19 protein-coding genes and 1 riboswitch are annotated in these 16,108 nt (G+C 59.1%); of the genes, 9 read left to right on the top strand and 10 right to left on the bottom strand.

All coding sequences use genetic code 11. The annotated features are described in order from the left end of the window. Nucleotides 1-243: 243 nt before the first annotated feature. Nucleotides 244-1,260 carry a zinc ABC transporter substrate-binding protein gene (locus GOX75_RS13315; protein WP_171123818.1) on the bottom strand — a complete coding sequence of 339 codons (1,017 nt, stop codon included), beginning with the start codon at nt 1,258-1,260 and terminating at the stop codon, nt 244-246. Between the two features lie 56 nt (nt 1,261-1,316). Here GOX75_RS13315 and GOX75_RS13310 point away from each other — a divergent pair, with 56 nt between their 5' ends. The 7 genes from GOX75_RS13310 to GOX75_RS13280 all read left to right on the top strand — a co-directional run bounded on the left by GOX75_RS13310 (nt 1,317) and on the right by GOX75_RS13280 (nt 6,881). Continuing rightward, nucleotides 1,317-1,829: a Fur family transcriptional regulator gene (locus GOX75_RS13310; protein ID WP_171123816.1), complete on the top strand. Its 513-nt coding sequence runs from the start codon at nt 1,317-1,319 to the stop codon at nt 1,827-1,829. A gap of 2 nt (nt 1,830-1,831) precedes the next feature. After that, the gene (locus GOX75_RS13305; RefSeq protein WP_171123814.1) at nt 1,832-2,563 is read left to right on the top strand and encodes a metal ABC transporter ATP-binding protein; all 732 of its coding nucleotides are present in this window, start codon (nt 1,832-1,834) and stop codon (nt 2,561-2,563) included. Next, entirely contained in the window at nt 2,563-3,360 is a 798-nt protein-coding gene (locus tag GOX75_RS13300; protein WP_171123813.1) for an iron chelate uptake ABC transporter family permease subunit, read from the top strand. The genes GOX75_RS13305 and GOX75_RS13300 overlap by 1 nt, the downstream gene beginning before the upstream one ends. A gap of 94 nt (nt 3,361-3,454) precedes the next feature. Beyond that, a riboswitch (cobalamin riboswitch) is annotated at nt 3,455-3,661 on the top strand. A 100-nt stretch (nt 3,662-3,761) separates the two neighbouring features. Next, entirely contained in the window at nt 3,762-4,118 is a 357-nt protein-coding gene (locus GOX75_RS13295) for a DUF1636 family protein (protein ID WP_171123811.1), read from the top strand. After that, nucleotides 4,115-4,906, top strand: a complete 792-nt coding sequence (locus GOX75_RS13290) for an ABC transporter ATP-binding protein (protein WP_171123809.1) — start codon at nt 4,115-4,117, stop codon at nt 4,904-4,906. The genes GOX75_RS13295 and GOX75_RS13290 overlap by 4 nt, the downstream gene beginning before the upstream one ends. Before the next feature lie 12 nt (nt 4,907-4,918). Next, complete coding sequence (locus tag GOX75_RS13285; RefSeq protein ID WP_171123807.1) at nt 4,919-5,866, top strand: ABC transporter substrate-binding protein; 948 nt, start codon at nt 4,919-4,921, stop codon at nt 5,864-5,866. A 1-nt stretch (nt 5,867) separates the two neighbouring features. Continuing rightward, nucleotides 5,868-6,881: an iron ABC transporter permease gene (locus tag GOX75_RS13280; RefSeq protein ID WP_171123805.1), complete on the top strand. Its 1,014-nt coding sequence runs from the start codon at nt 5,868-5,870 to the stop codon at nt 6,879-6,881. Between the two features lie 73 nt (nt 6,882-6,954). On the opposite strand, the gene ureG is transcribed toward GOX75_RS13280, so the two are convergent. The 9 genes from ureG to GOX75_RS13235 form a co-directional block, all read right to left on the bottom strand. Then, entirely contained in the window at nt 6,955-7,599 is a 645-nt protein-coding gene (ureG, locus tag GOX75_RS13275) for an urease accessory protein UreG (RefSeq protein ID WP_171123803.1), read from the bottom strand. After that, entirely contained in the window at nt 7,596-8,267 is a 672-nt protein-coding gene (locus GOX75_RS13270; protein WP_254428776.1) for an urease accessory protein UreF, read from the bottom strand. Before GOX75_RS13270 ends, ureG begins: the two co-directional genes overlap by 4 nt. After that, complete coding sequence (locus GOX75_RS13265; protein WP_171123801.1) at nt 8,233-8,685, bottom strand: urease accessory protein UreE; 453 nt, start codon at nt 8,683-8,685, stop codon at nt 8,233-8,235. Before GOX75_RS13265 ends, GOX75_RS13270 begins: the two co-directional genes overlap by 35 nt. Nucleotides 8,686-8,713: 28 nt before the next feature. Continuing rightward, complete coding sequence (locus GOX75_RS13260; protein ID WP_171123798.1) at nt 8,714-8,938, bottom strand: hypothetical protein; 225 nt, start codon at nt 8,936-8,938, stop codon at nt 8,714-8,716. Nucleotides 8,939-9,053: 115 nt separating this feature from the next. Beyond that, nucleotides 9,054-10,814, bottom strand: a complete 1,761-nt coding sequence (ureC, locus tag GOX75_RS13255) for an urease subunit alpha (protein ID WP_171123796.1) — start codon at nt 10,812-10,814, stop codon at nt 9,054-9,056. Further along, nucleotides 10,814-11,119 carry an urease subunit beta gene (locus GOX75_RS13250; protein WP_171123794.1) on the bottom strand — a complete coding sequence of 102 codons (306 nt, stop codon included), beginning with the start codon at nt 11,117-11,119 and terminating at the stop codon, nt 10,814-10,816. The genes ureC and GOX75_RS13250 overlap by 1 nt, the downstream gene beginning before the upstream one ends. Beyond that, complete coding sequence (locus GOX75_RS13245) at nt 11,116-11,277, bottom strand: peptidase M23 (protein WP_171123792.1); 162 nt, start codon at nt 11,275-11,277, stop codon at nt 11,116-11,118. The genes GOX75_RS13250 and GOX75_RS13245 overlap by 4 nt, the downstream gene beginning before the upstream one ends. 15 nt (nt 11,278-11,292) lie before the next feature. After that, nucleotides 11,293-11,595, bottom strand: coding sequence for an urease subunit gamma (locus GOX75_RS13240; RefSeq protein WP_152460019.1), 303 nt, complete (start codon nt 11,593-11,595; stop codon nt 11,293-11,295). 1 nt (nt 11,596) lies between these two features. Next, the gene (locus GOX75_RS13235; RefSeq protein ID WP_171123789.1) at nt 11,597-12,394 is read right to left on the bottom strand and encodes an urease accessory protein UreD; all 798 of its coding nucleotides are present in this window, start codon (nt 12,392-12,394) and stop codon (nt 11,597-11,599) included. Between the two features lie 416 nt (nt 12,395-12,810). Between GOX75_RS13235 and urtA the strand changes: the two genes are divergently transcribed. Together urtA and urtB are read left to right on the top strand one after the other, a co-directional pair. After that, nucleotides 12,811-14,091: an urea ABC transporter substrate-binding protein gene (gene urtA / locus GOX75_RS13230; RefSeq protein ID WP_171123787.1), complete on the top strand. Its 1,281-nt coding sequence runs from the start codon at nt 12,811-12,813 to the stop codon at nt 14,089-14,091. A gap of 61 nt (nt 14,092-14,152) precedes the next feature. Continuing rightward, on the top strand, nt 14,153-16,105 hold the full coding sequence (urtB, locus tag GOX75_RS13225; RefSeq protein WP_171123785.1) for an urea ABC transporter permease subunit UrtB: 1,953 nt from the start codon (nt 14,153-14,155) through the stop codon (nt 16,103-16,105). Nucleotides 16,106-16,108: the final 3 nt, after the last annotated feature.

The following is a 16,108-nucleotide window of genomic DNA, read 5'->3' as shown; positions in this document are numbered from 1 at the left end:
CGTGGGGTGGGAGGTCGTAATTTAGATAATGAAATGTAATAATGTAACGATATGAAAATGTAAACCACAAGCGCCTCGTGGATGTTTGCGGATTGGGGCTAAGTCCGTCGGTCTTTCGTTCGGTTTTAGGGCGAATTTGAAAACGTCAGCGGATCGCGATCACTCGGAACTTGGGCAAACACTCACTTGCGATGCCGCTGACGTTCAGCCCGGCCGAATTTTGAACTTCGGCCGGGCAGGGGATCAAAGGCAATCGGCCAGTGTTTGCGCCATGTTGCGAATGACTTGGGAGTAAAGCGCCGCTCCGGGCTCAAGATCAGAGCCGAGCGGGTCGATCACTGCGGTATTGGCGTCGGCACCATCCATCACAACCTCGACGATCCCAGGATTGAACTGCGGTTCGGCCAGAACGCATTTCACGCCTTCGTCCTTGATGCGCGCCTGAATTTCAGCAATGCGGGCCGGGCTTGGGTCGGATGCATCACCGATCGAAATTGCGCCAGAGGCGGGAAAATCAAACGCATTTTCAAAATACTGGTAGGCATCGTGGAAGACGACAAAGCTGCCTCCTCGGACCGGCTCGAGCGTTTCGGCGATCTCAGCAGACAGGGCCGCCATTTCTTCGCGCGCCGCCGCAGCATTTGCGAAATACGTACCGGCGTTGTCCGGATCAGCCGCAGATAGTTGAGCGGCGATCACATTCAGCCACGTATTTGCGTTCTCTGGCGACAACCAGGCGTGCGGGTCATGGTCCCCATGCGCGTGACCATCGTGGTCGTCATGCCCTTCGTGGTCATGATCATCATGGGCATGTTCATCGTCATGGCCTTTGGTTTCAGCATGGTCGTCATGGTCGTCATGGTCGTCATGTTTGGCGTGATCGTCGTGATCGTGGGCTTCAAACAGGGCGTTCTCACGGAAATCCAGAAGAATTGTTCCATCCGTTTCCAACAGGGTCGTGACGGTTGCGCCGTCGGCAAGAGTCTCGACGGCCCCTTCCATCCACGGTGTCAGGTCTTCACCCATCCAAAATACCAAGTTGGCGTTTTGCAGCGCAGCAGCTTCTGAGGGGCGCAGATTGTATTCGTGCGGCGAGGCACCCTGTGAGATGATCAGGTCGGGCGTTCCGACACCTTCCATAACCCGTGCCACAAGCGAGTGAACTGGCGCGATGTCGACCGCGACATTGGGTACATCCGCCAAGGCCGTTCCGCCCATGAATGCAGCGGTGATAGATAGTGGGAGAAGCTTTCTGGACATCAGACCCTCTGTGTGATTTTATAACATTGCGAGCGACATACATGATATGGAATAACATGACAAGTGATACGCAACCCGAAATAACCGGCGATACGGCCCCGGTTGGGTTCCAAAAGCATGACCACAAGACTTGCGTTGCGGCCGGGTTGTCCGCAGCGGAAAACCGGTGCAAGGAAGAAGGACTGCGTCTGACGCCAGTCCGTCGCAGGGTTCTGGAAATGCTGTTGCAAGAGCATCGCGCGCTGGGCGCGTACGCGATACTCGACCGATTGCGCGAGGAAGGCTTTGGGTCACAGCCTCCGGTGGCCTATCGTGCGCTCGACTTTCTTGCTCAGAATGGGTTCGTGCATAAGATTGAGCGACTGAACGCCTTTGTTGCCTGTTCTCACCCGGGGGCCTCTCATTCGCCGGCCTTCATGATCTGCCGAAAATGCGACGCCGTGGCCGAGGCGCAATCCACTCCGGCCAAAGGTGTTTTGGGGGCTGCAGCACGCGCGGCGGGTTTCGAAATTGAACGAACGGTTGTAGAAGCCGAAGGGCTTTGCCCCGACTGCACCGAAAAGGCGTAGAAATGACCCTGATCACCGTTGAAAAACTCAGCGTAAGGTACGGTGCGAACACCGTTCTGCAAAATGTGGATATGGCGATTGAGGCAGGTGAGATCGTCACCATCGTTGGCCCGAACGGATCGGGCAAAACCAGTCTGCTTAGGGCCATCATCGGTGCGACAAATCCCTCTGCTGGCCATGTTTACCGGAAGCCTGGGCTGAAAATCGGCTATGTGCCGCAAAAACTGCATGTTGACCCGACATTGCCGATCTCGGTTGCAAGGTTCATGCGTCTGACGCACCGTGTTTCAAAAGATGACTGCGCTGCGGCGCTGGCGGCGGCAGGTGTGCCGGATCTTTTGAAGCGCCAGATGTCCCAACTGTCCGGGGGCCAGTTTCAGCGCGTATTGCTGGCGCGGGCTTTGATCAATCGTCCCGACATCCTTTTGCTGGACGAAGCCACGCAAGGTCTAGACCAGCGAGGCTCGGCCAGTTTTTACCAGCAGATCGAGGCGGTGAGACAGGAAACCGGTTGCGCCATCCTGATGATCAGCCACGAGCTGCACGTTGTGATGAGTGCTTCGGACAGGGTGATCTGCCTCAATGGTCATGTCTGCTGCGAGGGGTCGCCTGCCGTCGTTGCTTCGGCACCAGAATACCGCGCCCTGTTTGGAACAGGCACCGGTGGCGCGCTTGCCCTGTATCGCCACGAACATGATCACAACCACGACCACTCTCACGAAGCGGCAGAATAATGCTTGATGATTTTATGACGCGGGCAACGCTCGCCGGTATTGGCGTGGCAATTGCAGCCGCCCCCCTTGGGTGTTTTGTGGTCTGGCGGCGTATGGCTTACTTTGGCGATGCCACCGCTCATGCTGCGATCCTGGGTGTTGCGCTGTCGCTGGCTTTCCAGATGTCGGTCTTTCTGGGCGCATTGGTTGTCGCGCTTATCATGGCGTTGGCCGTCACATTGCTGTCCGGTCGCGGTTATGCCATGGATACCCTACTTGGAGTTATGGCGCATTCGTCGCTTGCCTTTGGTCTTGTCGCGGTGTCGTTTTTGTCGGGCATTCGCATCGACCTGATGGCCTATCTTTTTGGTGACATACTGTCAGTTTCGCGCACCGATCTTGTCGTGATCTGGGGCGGGGCCGCGCTGGTCGTCGCGTTGATCGTATGGCGATGGTCGCAACTGCTGACCGCTACGCTGAACGAAGAATTGGCCTACGCCACCGGGTTCGACCCCAAGCGCGAGCAGTTGATCCTGACTTTGTCACTGGCCGTTACGGTTGCTGTCGCGATCAAAGTTGTAGGCGTGTTGCTCATTGCCGCGATGCTGATCATTCCGGCGGCGGCCGCGCGCAGCCTGGCGCGATCTCCGGAAACGATGGCATTGATTGCCGCGGCAATCGGGGCTTTCTCGGCCGTAGCAGGACTGCGCTCAGCTTATGTGTTTGACACACCGGCGGGTCCCTCAATCGTCTGCGTGGCCGCGGTTTTGTTTGCCGGTTTCAGCCTCACGGGGTGGCGGTCGCGAAGCGGGGTGTAGGACAATTATACTTTGGATTGGTCAATGGGGTTTTGCGTCTGCCAAAAATTGATTGGCTGCCACAATATTGTCGTTGACCTGACATGTGATCTCGGGCACTCGTTCGGATGATGGTTCCCGATGGTGCGCCCAAGGGATGAAAAGGGAATACGGTGAGGCCGCCATTTTGCGCCAAGTCCGTGACTGCCCCCGCAACTGTAAGCGGTGAGCGACGCCAACAACCCACTGGCCCAAGTGCCGGGAAGGATGGCCGAGCATCGACCCGCAAGTCAGGAGACCTGCCATCAAATGTTAACCAACTCGGGGCGGGGCGTCCTGAAAGGAGGCTTTGATGGCACGAGCACATCGTGTTTACATTTCCGGCACTGTCTGCCCGCGCTTTGAAGCTGGCGGAGGAACCCATGCCGTCAGCGCCTGACCATTTTCTTCTCATCTGCAAAACGTGCCAGGGTGAGGCACACGCGCAGGGCTTGTCCGACGCGCTGTTCGATCGTTTGCCAAATGGTTTTTCCATCCGCATGGTCGATTGCATGGCTGGATGCGCGCGGCCTGTGACTGTTGGACTTCAGGCAGTCGACAAAGCGCAGTACCTTTTTGGTGACATTCAGGATACGCAGGATATCCAGGCACTGACAGAGTTTGCCCACCAATACCAAAACAGCGCAGATGGCTGGGCCAATGCGACCGAGCGTCCGGAAAAACTGTTCACAAAGACACTGTCCCGCATGCCCCAAATTCAAAAAGGGGTGTGTCCATGACCAACCCAGCTATTTTGGTTGCGCGTGATCTGACCCATCAGGTTCTTAGTGGCGATATACTGCTGCAGGGGGTCTCATTCACATTATGCGAAGGCGCAATCCTTGCAATTGCCGGGCCCAACGGGGCAGGCAAGACGACGCTTTTGAATCTGTTATGCGGCGCGCACGAGGTGAATCAGGGTGATGTTCTGGTCAACGGACGCAGCCTGAAACAGATGTCCGCACGGGATCGGGCGCGGACGATCGCCGTGGTCAGTCAGCAGGAGTTCCCGGATGGCAGGTTGCTGTTGCGGGATTATGTGGCGCTGGGCCAGATTCCGATCCGTGCAGACCGCTCTGCCGAGGAACACGCCGCGGATTTGGTCAGAATCCTGAGCCTCACCGGGCTTAGTGCTTTGGCCGAAAAAAAGATGGCCGTTCTGTCCGGGGGGGAACGCCAGCGCGCGCATATCGCCCGTGCTTTGGCCCAGAATCCTACGCTTTTGTTTCTGGACGAACCCACCAACCATCTGGATCCAGACACGAAGGGGCGGATGCTGTCGCTGGTCGCTGAACTGGGTATCACTGTGGTGATGATCCTGCATGATCTGGTGATGATCCCAGAATTTGCCACTCATGTGGCATTGATGAAAGATACACGGCTGACTGGTTTTGGGCTGGTCGCCGATGTGCTGACCCCGGACAGGGTTAGTGACACGTTTGGCGTCGATTACCTGTGCTTTCACCACGAAGGGCGCGTGATCCCGGCGCTGGATATCCGAAAAACCTCGATAACAACTTATGAATAGGAATATTTCTGAATGAAACAGATCTTGTCTGTGGCGTTGACCACCGTTTTGGCAGGTGGTGCCGTCGCGCACGAAGTCACGGTTGATAATTGCGGTGCGCCGCTGGTGTTCGACACCCAGCCCGAGCGTCTGGTTGTGCATGATATGAACATGACCGACATGGCCTTTGCGTTGGGTCTGCAGGACAAGATCGTGGGTCTGACCGGCATCACCGGCTGGTACAAGACCAGCCCCGAGTTTGACACGCTGCGCGGTGACATCCCCGAGCTTGCGCCGAAATACCCAACTGTTGAGAACCTTGTGGCGGTAGAGCCTGACCTGTTCTTCGCGGGTTGGTACTATGGGATGAAGCCGGGGGGCGACGTGACGCCCGACACGCTGGAACCCTTTGGCATCAAGACAATGATCCTAACGGAAAGCTGTGTGCATCTGGACAAGGACCGTCCCGAGGCCAGCATGGACCTGTTGTTTGATGATGTGCTTCGTCTGGGCGAGGTCATGCATGTTGAAGACAAGGCCGAGGTTCTGGTTTCCGGCTGGAAAGAGGAACTGGCAGCGATCCAGGCGCAGACTGCGGACCTGCCAAAACCCCGTGTTTTCCTGCTGGATGGACCAGCCGACGCGCCCTTTACCGCAGGTAAATTCGCCATCCCTGACGCGATGATCGCTGCAGCTGGTGGTGCGAATGTCACTCATGACATGGACACAAGCTGGGGCCGCACCTCGTGGGAAGCTGTGGCAGCTTCGAACCCCGAATTTCTTGTGCTGCTGGAATATCAGACCGGCAACGGCGCGGAAGACACGTTCAAGTTTCTGCAGGAACACCCCGTGATGTCGCAGACCGACGCGGTAAGGAACGAGCGCTGGATTGGCCTACGTTACGAAGAACTGACCCCCGGACCCGCAAATATCGCGGCGATTTCGAAAATGGCCGACGCGATGCACCCGGGCCTGAACTAATATGGGCCGTTTTGGCCTGACACTCTTGCTTGGGGCGGTTGTTGTGGCCGCCCTTTTGCTGGTTTCGACCATTTACGGCACGACGCAAATTCCAGCCGCGGTTGCGTTGGATGCGGTGATGCTGGGCAACGGCATGGCGGATGGCGAGGTGTCGCCGCTGCACCGCATTGTCTTTGACCTTCGCTTGCCGCGTGCATTGTTTGCGGCCGTGATCGGTGCAGGGCTGGGCGTTGTCGGCGTAGTGCTTCAGACCACAACACGCAACGACTTGGCTGATCCCTTCCTGTTCGGCCTTTCGTCGGGTGCGGCGGCGGGTGCGGTTTTCGTCATTACGGTGACCGGCGACATCCTGGGATTCTGGACGCTGCCGCTGGCTGCATTTTGTGGCGGGCTTGTCGCGTCGGGAATTGTGCTGGCACTGGTTCACGGGTTGCGCACCAGTGCGCCGGAAAAGCTGATCCTTGCGGGGTTGGCAGTTTCGTTTCTGTTTTCGGCGATCACGAACTATCTGATATTTGCGGGCGACAGTCGCGCCGCGCACTCGGTCATCTTCTGGATGCTGGGTGGACTGGGTCTGGCCCGATGGGAGACATTTCCGCTGGTCTGCGCCGGGATGTTTCTGATCTTGATGTATGCCCTGTGGCGCAGTCGCTGGCTGGATGCGCTTTTGACCGGCGACTTGACGGCAGCGACGCTGGGCGTTCCGGTACAGGCATTGAGGTTCCGCATGTTTTTTGTAGCGGCACTAGCGACCGCCGTTTTTGTTTCGGTTGCGGGGGTTATCGGTTTTGTCGGGCTCATGGTGCCCCATATCGCACGTGGGATCGCTGGGCCTCTGCACAACCGTCTTGTGCCCGCTGCCGCCATCGTCGGGGCGGCTTTGCTGACCGGTTCAGATATCCTCAGCCGCCTGTTGCTTGCGCCTCAGGAACTGCCAGTGGGTATTGTTACCACCTCGATCGGGTCGGTTTTTGTTTTTCTTTTGTTGTTTAAAACAGCAAGGGACACGAAGTGACGAAGGCACTTTTGTCTAGGTCGAAAAGTTTGCCTGCAATCTCGCGATGAGCTTCCATTGCCAGGGGGCTGCGCTAGGCGGCCCCCTCGGTCACGGCGACGGGAATATTCAGCCCCCCGATTTGCGCCAGCAGGTCAACGACCTGATCCACGCCCTTGCGATGCCGCAGCGAAGTGAACACGAATGGGCGACCGTTGCGCATCTTCGTCGCGTCTCTGTCCATCACCTCCAGCGACGCGCCAACATGCGGGGCCAGATCGGTCTTGTTGATGATCAGGACGTCCGATTTGGTGATCGCAGGACCGCCTTTGCGCGGAATCTCTTCACCCGCGGCCACGTCGATCACATAGAGCGTAACGTCCGCCAGTTCCGGGCTGAACGTGGCAGACAAGTTGTCGCCACCGCTTTCGATCAGAACGACCTCGACGTCGGGGTGACGCGCCTGCATCTCGGCAACAGCCGCAAGGTTGATCGAGGCATCCTCGCGAATGGCCGTATGCGGGCAGCCGCCGGTTTCGACGCCGATGATCCGGTCCTGCGGCAGGATTTGCATCCGCATCAGCGCCTCGGCATCTTCGCGGGTGTAGATGTCGTTGGTGATCACGCCAACGGATACCCTGTCGCGCAGCGCTTCGGACAGGGCGGCGGTCAGAGTTGTCTTGCCTGCGCCAACAGGACCACCGATGCCCACGCGCAGGGGGCCGTTCATTTTGCTCATGTTCGGAACATCCTTGAATATTGAGTTTCGTGTTTCATCGACGCGACATCTGTCAGAAACGCCGTCGACCCCAGATCATCCAGCCCCAAGGTCACAGCGCCCGTCGCCACATGCTGACACAAAGGCGTTAGATCGCGGATCATCCGCTGCCCTTCGGTTTGACCCAACGGTACCAAACGCGTCGCACACGCGACCAGATTGGACATGAAGGCCTGCAGGTACATCTGGGCCGTCAGGGCGAGCGGCAAGCCCTGTCGCTGTGCAGCGTATCCCACGGCGACCGGGTAGGTCAGGGTGCCCAGCTCCACCGCCCAGACATCTGCGGTTATGCCGCAAAACGCCTCTCCCAGCAGTCGAGTTTCCATCAACCGCTCGGACGAGGCGCAGAATGCGCGCGCAGCCTCATCCACCTCGGACAAGGAGGTGGTGGTCTGTGCCGAATACGCGGCTGAAAGAAATATGCAATCATTCCGGCCAGAGCCGTATTCGATCACATCGGCAACCCACTCCTTTGTGTCGGCGGCGTTGGCAACGCTGCCGCACTCGATCGCCCATTCCAGACCGTGTGAATACGCGAACCCTCCCACCGGATAAGCAGGCGAGAGCCATTGGGTCAGCGTCAGGATATCTGTGTCAGTGGGCGTGGCCATGGGTCCTGCCGTGGCCATAAGCACCACCTTCGGGGGTAAAGGGTTCCTGAACCTCACGCACCGTTGCGCCGATTTTCAGCAACATGTCGCGGATGACGTGGTCGATTTGGATCAGCAGGCGGTCCGCTTCGACCTGACAGGGTGTGTGGCGGTTGCCGATATGCCACGCGATGCGGGTCAGGTCGGGGGCCGTGACTTCCAGCAACGCTTCTGGCGCGGCCTGGATTTCGACCTCGCGCCCGTCGTCAAGGATCAGGGCACCGCCATGATCTAGCGAGGTTGTTTGTGACAGATCAATCAGAATCTGCTCACCGCTTTCACAGGTCAGCACTTTGCGGCGCAGAAAGCGATCTTCATAAGTCAGTGACAGGTGGTCGGCGGGGTCACCATGCGTATGGTCGGAATACTGCCGTGCCGTGCAGAGAAGAGCTGTCATGCGGTTGCCCCCCCTGCCAAAAGCCCGGTCAAAGCCAGATTGAATCCGCGAAGACGCGGTGTGGGATCCGGTCGCGTGTCAACCCGAGCTTGCGCAAGTCTTCGTCGCTGAGGGATTGAAGAAATCTGATCTGCTGAACGCGCGTTTGTGCGTCTGCCATCCGGATAAGAAACGAATAGATCGACGTCCCGAAGGATGCGATCAGTCCGGGTAGCGAAACGCGCGGGGTGGTTTGCGGTGCTGAATGTGCCATGTGGACCTTCAAACTTGTTGGTCCTCCCTTGGTCTTCATGATGTGTCATGTCGGCCTCGTTTTGTAGTAGATGTTTGGTCATGGTTGCGTTGCATATGCTGCAACGCAGCATGTCTCAGAACATGAAATAGCGTTGCGCCATGGGCAGAACCTCGGCGGGTTGGCAGGTCAGCAACTCGCCATCGGCGCGGACCTCATAGGTTTCGGGGTCAACCTCGACCTGCGGCGTGGCGTTGTTCAGCAACAGGTCGCTTTTGCCGATATTGCGGGTGTTTTGCACCGCGACGGTTTGCTTGGCCAACCCCAGTGTATCACCAACTCCCGCAGCCTGCGCCGCGCCCGAGACAAAAGTGATCGCTGAATGTTCGACCGAACGCCCATAGGCCCCGAACATCGGACGGCTATAGACCGGCTGCGGTGTCGGGATCGAGGCATTGGGGTCGCCCATCTGCGCGCAGGCGATGGTGCCGCCCAGCAGAACCATCTCGGGCTTGACCCCGAAAAAGGCCGGGTTCCACAGCACCAGGTCGGCGCGCTTGCCTTCTTCGATGCTGCCGATCTGATGGCTCAGGCCGTGGGCTATCGCCGGGTTGATGGTGTATTTGGCGATATAGCGGCGCACGCGCATATTATCGTTCTCGCCAGTTTCCTCGGGCAGGCGGCCGCGCTGTTTCTTCATTTTGTCGGCGGTCTGCCATGTGCGGATTAGAACCTCACCCACACGGCCCATAGCCTGACTGTCCGAGGCGATGATGCTGAACGCGCCCATGTCGTGCAGGATATCCTCGGCCGCGATCGTCTCGCGCCGGATGCGACTTTCGGCAAAGGCCACATCCTCGGGGATGGATTTGTCGAGGTGGTGGCACACCATCAGCATATCCAGATGCTCTTCGACAGTGTTCACGGTGAAGGGGCGCGTCGGGTTGGTCGAAGACGGCAGAACGTGGTTCTCGCCGCAGATCTTGATGATATCGGGGGCGTGACCACCGCCTGCGCCTTCGGTGTGGAAGGCGTGAATCGTCCGGCCTTTCATGGCCCCCACGGTGTTCTCGACAAAACCGGATTCGTTCAGCGTGTCGGTGTGGATCATGACCTGCACGTCCATCGCGTCGGCCACCGTCAGGCAGCAGTCGATAGCGGCAGGGGTGGTGCCCCAATCCTCGTGTAGTTTCAGGGCGCAGGCGCCCGCGTTGATCTGCTCCTCCAGCGCGGCGGGCAGCGAGGCGTTGCCCTTGCCCGCAAAGGCCAGGTTCATCGGAAACGCGTCGGCGGCCTGCAACATCCGCCCGATATGCCACGGTCCTGGCGTGCAGGTGGTGGCCAGCGTCCCATGCGCAGGGCCAGTGCCGCCGCCCAGCATGGTGGTCAGGCCGGAATGCAGCGCATCCTCGATCTGTTGTGGGCAGATAAAATGGATATGGCTGTCGAAACCCCCGGCGGTCAGGATACGCCCTTCGCCCGCAATAGCCTCGGTGCCGGGGCCGATGATGATATCGACGCCGGGTTGCGTGTCGGGGTTCCCGGCCTTGCCGATCTTGGCGATGCGCCCGTCTTTCAGGCCTACATCCGCCTTGTAGATGCCCGAGTGATCCACGATCAGCGCATTGGTGATGACCGTGTCCACGGCCCCTTCGGCCCGCGTGGCCTGAGACTGCCCCATCCCATCGCGGATCACCTTGCCGCCACCGAACTTGACCTCTTCGCCGTAAAGCAGCGCGTTGTCGCCGGCGCCCCCGGTAGCAGCGGCACCCGCGCGTTCGGCGGTCAGGTCGCGTTCAACCTCGATCACCAGATCGGTATCAGCCAACCGCAGCCTGTCGCCGGTGGTGGGGCCGAACATGGCGGCATAGTCAGAGCGTTTGATTGTTGCTGGCATCAGAGCGACCCCATGACCTTTTGATTGAACCCATAGATCTTACGCGCCCCCCCGATGGGGATAAGCGAGACCTCGCGCGCCTGACCGGGCTCGAACCGCACGGCGGTGCCGGGGGCGATGTCCAGACGCAGCCCGTGTGCGGCGGCGCGGTCGAAATCCAGCGCTGGGTTGGTTTCGGCGAAATGATAGTGCGAGCCGACCTGAACCGGGCGGTCACCAGTATTGGCGACCATCAGGGTGATGGCTGAGGCACTTGCGTTAAGGGTGATCTCGCCCTTGGCCGGGAACAGCTCGCCTGGGATCATTTGTTCAGCTTTACCATCAACGCGAAGGCGGCCAGCGCGACAACGGCCAGACCAACGCCCAGAGTGGCGTAATCCGAGCCATGCGCATGAATATGTGTTCCGTTATGGGCTGCCGCAGGGCCAGCAAGGATCAGGGCGGGGAAAAGCATACGGGTCATATCAGTGTTCCTTTCTTAGCGAATAGGGTTGTGAACAGTCACCAGCTTGGTGCCGTCTGGAAAGGTGGCTTCGACCTGAACTTCGTGGATCATCTCGGGCACACCTTCCATGCATTGCGCGCGGGTGATCACTTCGGCTCCGGCCTGCATCATATCGGCAACCGAGCGCCCATCGCGCGCACCTTCGACCACCGCGTCGGTGATCAGCGCGATCGCCTCGGGGTGGTTCAGCTTGACGCCTCGGGCCAATCGCTTGCGGGCGACCTCGGCGGCCATGGCGACCAGCAGTTTGTCTTTTTCACGAGGGGTCAGGTTCATGTCAGATCATCCAGCATCGGGGAAGCGTGTCATTGTTCAGCCGCCGCAGCACCGGCATCAGTGTTCGACGGAGGGTAAAGCTGTCTTCGGCAAGCACCCGGATCACCAGCAGATCGCTTTGGATCAGCGAGGCTCCGGCGGTGGAGGGTAGCATCGCGCGGATAGGGCCGATCTGACCCTCGGCAGTGGGTGAGGCAAAGGCGACCAGCGCCATCGCCCCCGCACCGCCCGCGATATGTGTCTTGGCCAGGTGGGCGTGCAGATCACCGTCGAACTGCATCGCGTCCATAAACAGAGGTGCGCCATCGCGCGCGATCTCAATTCGGTCTCGCAGGCGGATATTGGTCAGGGTCTCGCCCATCGCCATACGACCAAAGATCAGGGGTTCGACCATCAGGGCGGTGGCATCCGAGGCAAGGTCGATCTGCAACCGGCGATCCAGCGCGCTGCCGTCGAACAGGATGGTTTCCTGTGGCAGCCAGTTCAGCCGCGCGCCCGGAGCGACACTCAGGTGGTTCACGATCTGGCCCGAGGGGCCGGGTTTGGCCTTGTACGCGCGCTCGCAGGCTTGGGTGGTCAGGGTCAGGGTCGTGCCATCGCCCGCGTGGCCGCTAAAGCGGAATGCGTCCCCGCCCGTGATACCACCAGCGGTGTTCAGCAGCACCGCGTCCAGCGACTTCCCGTCGGTTCGGGGAAACAGGCACTTAAATGACCCCGATTGGCGAAAACCGTCCAATACCGACTTTTCGCCCAATTGCTTTGCACTTAGCCGAATCGCGCCCTTCGCGCGCGGCGGCATCGCGTCTTGCTTGGGCAATATGGAGGCATGTTGAGTAATGGCGCACCTGCGGAACCAGAAGTTATGCTGCTTGTTTCAACGTTTGCGCGCCGGAACTCTATTCTTCGACGTCGGTTTTCGTCGGTTTTCCGCAGTACGTGATTAATTTTTGGGCGCAACCTCAGGCGGCTGGTGAAAAAACAGGCAGATACGGCGGATTGTGAAAAATGATGGGCCCTGCATTTGCTAAATTCTCGGCGATGCAGAAACCGTATGGGTGCCCGCCGAGGAGATGACCCGGGGGTGTGTGACGGCTGCGCGAATTGGACCTCGGACACAACCGCCACACGGAACGCAACAACAGTTGCGGGGATCAGGTAGAAGAAGAGTGTGCGTCTGCGCAAGCCCTCTCTCCCGGCCCCGCCCAGGAGAATCATATGACATCTCTCAAATCCACGCTCGCCGGATCACTTGTCTTTGCCGCCATGGCGACCGCTGCACTGTCTGCGGAAGACACGATAAAAGTCGGTGTATTGCACTCGCTGTCAGGCACCATGGCGATTTCGGAAACCACGCTGAAAGACACCATGCTGATGCTGATCGACCAGCAAAATGCCAAGGGTGGCCTGCTGGGCAAACAGCTTGAGGCCGTGGTCGTTGACCCCGCATCCGACTGGCCGCTGTTCGCGGAAAAAGCGCGCGAGCTGCTGACCGTACATGAGGTGGATGTGATCTTTGGCAACTGGACGTCGGTCAGCCGTAAGTCGGTTCTGCCGGTGATCGAAGAGCTGAACGGCCTGCTGTTCTACCCTGTTCAGTATGAGGGCGAGGAATCCTCGAAAAACGTCTTCTATACCGGCGCCGCGCCGAATCAGCAGGCGATCCCTGCGACTGACTATTTCCTGGATGAGCTGGGCGTCGAGAAATTCGCGCTGCTGGGCACCGACTATGTGTACCCGCGTACCACCAACAACATTCTGGAAAGCTACCTGAAGGGTAAAGGCATTGCGGACGAGGATATCTTCGTCAACTACACCCCGTTCGGTCATTCCGACTGGTCCAAGATCGTGGCGGACGTTGTCGCGCTGGGCGCGGATGGCAAGAAAGTCGGCGTGATCTCGACCATCAACGGTGACGCGAATATCGGCTTCTACAAAGAGCTGGCGGCTGCGGGCGTTTCGGCGGATGACATCCCTGTCGTGGCCTTCTCGGTCGGTGAAGAAGAACTGTCGGGTCTGGATACCGCGAACCTGGTCGGTCACCTGGCCGCGTGGAACTATTTCCAGTCGGCCGATACCGAAGCCAACGCTGAATTTATTGAAACTTGGAAAGCCACCATGGGTGACGAGCGTGTGACCAATGACCCGATGGAGGCGCACTATATCGGCTTCAACATGTGGGTGAACGCCGCAACTGAGGCTGGCTCGACCGAGGTCGACGACGTACGCGCCGCGATGTACGGGCAGGAATTCCCGAACCTGACTGGCGGCACGGCGGTTATGCTGCCGAACCACCACTTGGCGAAACCGGTTCTGATCGGTGAGATTCAGGAAGATGGTCAGTTCGACATCATCAGCGAAACCGAGGTTGTGCCGGGTGATGCCTGGACCGACTTCCTGCCGGAATCGGCGGTTTTGATCTCGGATTGGAAAGAACTGGGCTGCGGTATGTACAACACCGAGACCAAGACCTGCGTTCAGACGCTGTCGAACTACTAAACCAGATGCAAGGCGGGTGTGATTGCCCGCCTTGCGCATAAGACACCTCGGGTTTCTCTACATGTTACGACTATTCCTTGCGGGCCTCGCAATTCTGTGCGCCTGCCTGACTGCCAACGCGCAAGAGGGCGGTCTGCAACCGATCCTGCAAGAGCACCAGGAGATCATCGCCAAAAGCTCACGCAAGACGATCGGACCTGCGATTGACGCGATTGCCAGCAGCGGTTTGCCTCAGGCGCAGGTGATGCTTGAGACTTGGGCCGCCAAGAATGTGTGGATGCGCAAGTCGGATGGTCTGTTCTTTGCCGGTAAAAAGGGTGAGGGACGGTCTTATGAGCTGACCGATTTCGACACCGGCGAAATTGTTGGCACGTACGAGAAATCTGACCTGAAACAATTGAAGCCCAATAGCGGTATCCGCGCAATGATCGGGACGGCCTTGGTGCAATTCCAGCTGACCGACCCGGACCGTGCGAAACGCGCGGCCGCGTTGCAATCTATACAACGTGATCCTGAAGGGGCCTTGCTGGCCCCCCTGCGCGCGTCGATTGAGGATGAACCCGACGAGGCGTTGAAGGCGCAGAAACAGCGGCTGGAGCGGTTGCTGACCATTGGTTATGACGAAGACAATGCAGCGCGCGTGGCCGCGATTGAGGACATGTCTGGCGATCTGGGCGTAGATGTCCGCGCGGCCTTGAACCCATTGGTCGTGACCAAGCTGCAAACGGCTGCGGAATTGCCCTCGGATGAGAATATAGCGACCGTGCTGGAGCCCGGATCAGACGTACTTTCACGAGATGCGGCCTATGACCTGCTGGTTGCCAGCGATCTGGCCGCCCCGCGCATTTCACCGGACGATATCCGCTCTGCACTGGCCGCGCATATCGACGGTGGCCGCGTCGGCGACGTCCCTGTCGCGCAACTGAATACAGACGCCACCCGCACACAGGCTTATGCGGCACTGGCAGAAACCGGACTTGTTCCTGCGCTGGTCACTGAGGCCGACATCGACTCCGCGCTGGTCGCGCATGTTTTCTTTGAAACCTACGCAGAGCCGTCGCCCGAAGTGACCTCCGCCGCCGCGCAAGCGCTGGAGCAGATCGAGCTGAAGGTCGGCCTGAACCAGACGCTCGATTTGACGCTGGACGCGATCTCGCTGGCGTCGATCTATTTCCTCGCGGCCATCGGTCTGGCCATCACCTTCGGCGTGATGGGCGTGATCAACATGGCCCATGGTGAGTTCATCATGATGGGCGCCTATACCGGCTACGTCGTACAGCAGTTCATTCCAGACCACACGTTGTCGATCATCGTGGCGATCCCGATGGCTTTTGCCGTCACCTTCGCCATGGGTGTGGCGATGGAGCGGTTGGTGATCCGCTGGCTCTATTCCCGTCCGTTGGAAACGCTGCTGGCAACCTTCGGCATCTCGATCGCGCTACAGCAATTGGCCAAGAACATCTTTGGCACGCAGGCGCGTCCGCTGACCGCGCCCGGCTGGCTGGACGGGGCGTGGGTTCTGAACGATGTGGTCTCGATCAGCTATATCCGCATCGCGATCTTCGTTCTGGCGATGATCTTTCTGGGGCTGTTCCTCTACATCATGAAACGCACCCGGCTTGGGCTTGAGATGCGCGCGGTGACGCAGAATCCGCGTATGGCCGGGTCGATGGGGATCAATCCGGGGCGGGTGAATATGCTGACATTCGGCTTGGGCTCGGGCATCGCCGGGATTGCGGGCGTTGCGATTGGGTTGTTCGCCAAAGTCACGTCCGATCTGGGCAGCGACTATATCGTGCAGAGCTTCATGACCGTGGTCGTTGGCGGTGTCGGCAACATTTGGGGCGCACTGGCGGGCGCTGGCATGATCGGCTTCCTGCAAAAAGGGATCGAGTGGATGAACCCGTCGAACACCCTCGCCGCGCAGACCTACATGATCATCTTCATCATCATTTTCATTCAGTTCCGGCCAAGGGGCATCATCGCCCTCAAAGGCCGCGCGGCGGGGGATTGAGCC

Source organism: Ruegeria sp. HKCCD7251 (assembly GCF_013031165.1).
Lineage (GTDB): Bacteria > Pseudomonadota > Alphaproteobacteria > Rhodobacterales > Rhodobacteraceae > Ruegeria.
The sequence above is the reverse complement of the archived record's forward strand: the minus strand, read 5'-3'. Positions and strand labels throughout refer to the sequence as shown.

Excerpts from the sequence above, each read along its gene's own strand:
- GOX75_RS13260 (WP_171123798.1), bottom strand. The coding sequence starts at position 8,938 with ATGGCACATTCAGCACCGCAAACCACCCCGCGCGTTTCGCTACCCGGA.
- GOX75_RS13245 (WP_171123792.1), bottom strand. The coding sequence starts at position 11,277 with ATGACCCGTATGCTTTTCCCCGCCCTGATCCTTGCTGGCCCTGCGGCA.
- GOX75_RS13300 (WP_171123813.1), top strand. The coding sequence starts at position 2,563 with ATGCTTGATGATTTTATGACGCGGGCAACGCTCGCCGGTATTGGCGTG.
- ureC (WP_171123796.1), bottom strand. The coding sequence starts at position 10,814 with ATGCCAGCAACAATCAAACGCTCTGACTATGCCGCCATGTTCGGCCCC.
- urtB (WP_171123785.1), top strand. The coding sequence starts at position 14,153 with ATGTTACGACTATTCCTTGCGGGCCTCGCAATTCTGTGCGCCTGCCTG.
- GOX75_RS13270 (WP_254428776.1), bottom strand. The coding sequence starts at position 8,267 with ATGGCCACGGCAGGACCCATGGCCACGCCCACTGACACAGATATCCTG.
- GOX75_RS13250 (WP_171123794.1), bottom strand. The coding sequence starts at position 11,119 with ATGATCCCAGGCGAGCTGTTCCCGGCCAAGGGCGAGATCACCCTTAAC.
- ureG (WP_171123803.1), bottom strand. The coding sequence starts at position 7,599 with ATGAGCAAAATGAACGGCCCCCTGCGCGTGGGCATCGGTGGTCCTGTT.
- GOX75_RS13315 (WP_171123818.1), bottom strand. The coding sequence starts at position 1,260 with ATGTCCAGAAAGCTTCTCCCACTATCTATCACCGCTGCATTCATGGGC.
- urtA (WP_171123787.1), top strand. The coding sequence starts at position 12,811 with ATGACATCTCTCAAATCCACGCTCGCCGGATCACTTGTCTTTGCCGCC.
- GOX75_RS13310 (WP_171123816.1), top strand. The coding sequence starts at position 1,317 with ATGACAAGTGATACGCAACCCGAAATAACCGGCGATACGGCCCCGGTT.
- GOX75_RS13290 (WP_171123809.1), top strand. The coding sequence starts at position 4,115 with ATGACCAACCCAGCTATTTTGGTTGCGCGTGATCTGACCCATCAGGTT.
- GOX75_RS13280 (WP_171123805.1), top strand. The coding sequence starts at position 5,868 with ATGGGCCGTTTTGGCCTGACACTCTTGCTTGGGGCGGTTGTTGTGGCC.
- GOX75_RS13285 (WP_171123807.1), top strand. The coding sequence starts at position 4,919 with ATGAAACAGATCTTGTCTGTGGCGTTGACCACCGTTTTGGCAGGTGGT.
- GOX75_RS13240 (WP_152460019.1), bottom strand. The coding sequence starts at position 11,595 with ATGAACCTGACCCCTCGTGAAAAAGACAAACTGCTGGTCGCCATGGCC.
- GOX75_RS13305 (WP_171123814.1), top strand. The coding sequence starts at position 1,832 with ATGACCCTGATCACCGTTGAAAAACTCAGCGTAAGGTACGGTGCGAAC.
- GOX75_RS13265 (WP_171123801.1), bottom strand. The coding sequence starts at position 8,685 with ATGACAGCTCTTCTCTGCACGGCACGGCAGTATTCCGACCATACGCAT.
- GOX75_RS13295 (WP_171123811.1), top strand. The coding sequence starts at position 3,762 with ATGCCGTCAGCGCCTGACCATTTTCTTCTCATCTGCAAAACGTGCCAG.
- GOX75_RS13235 (WP_171123789.1), bottom strand. The coding sequence starts at position 12,394 with ATGCCGCCGCGCGCGAAGGGCGCGATTCGGCTAAGTGCAAAGCAATTG.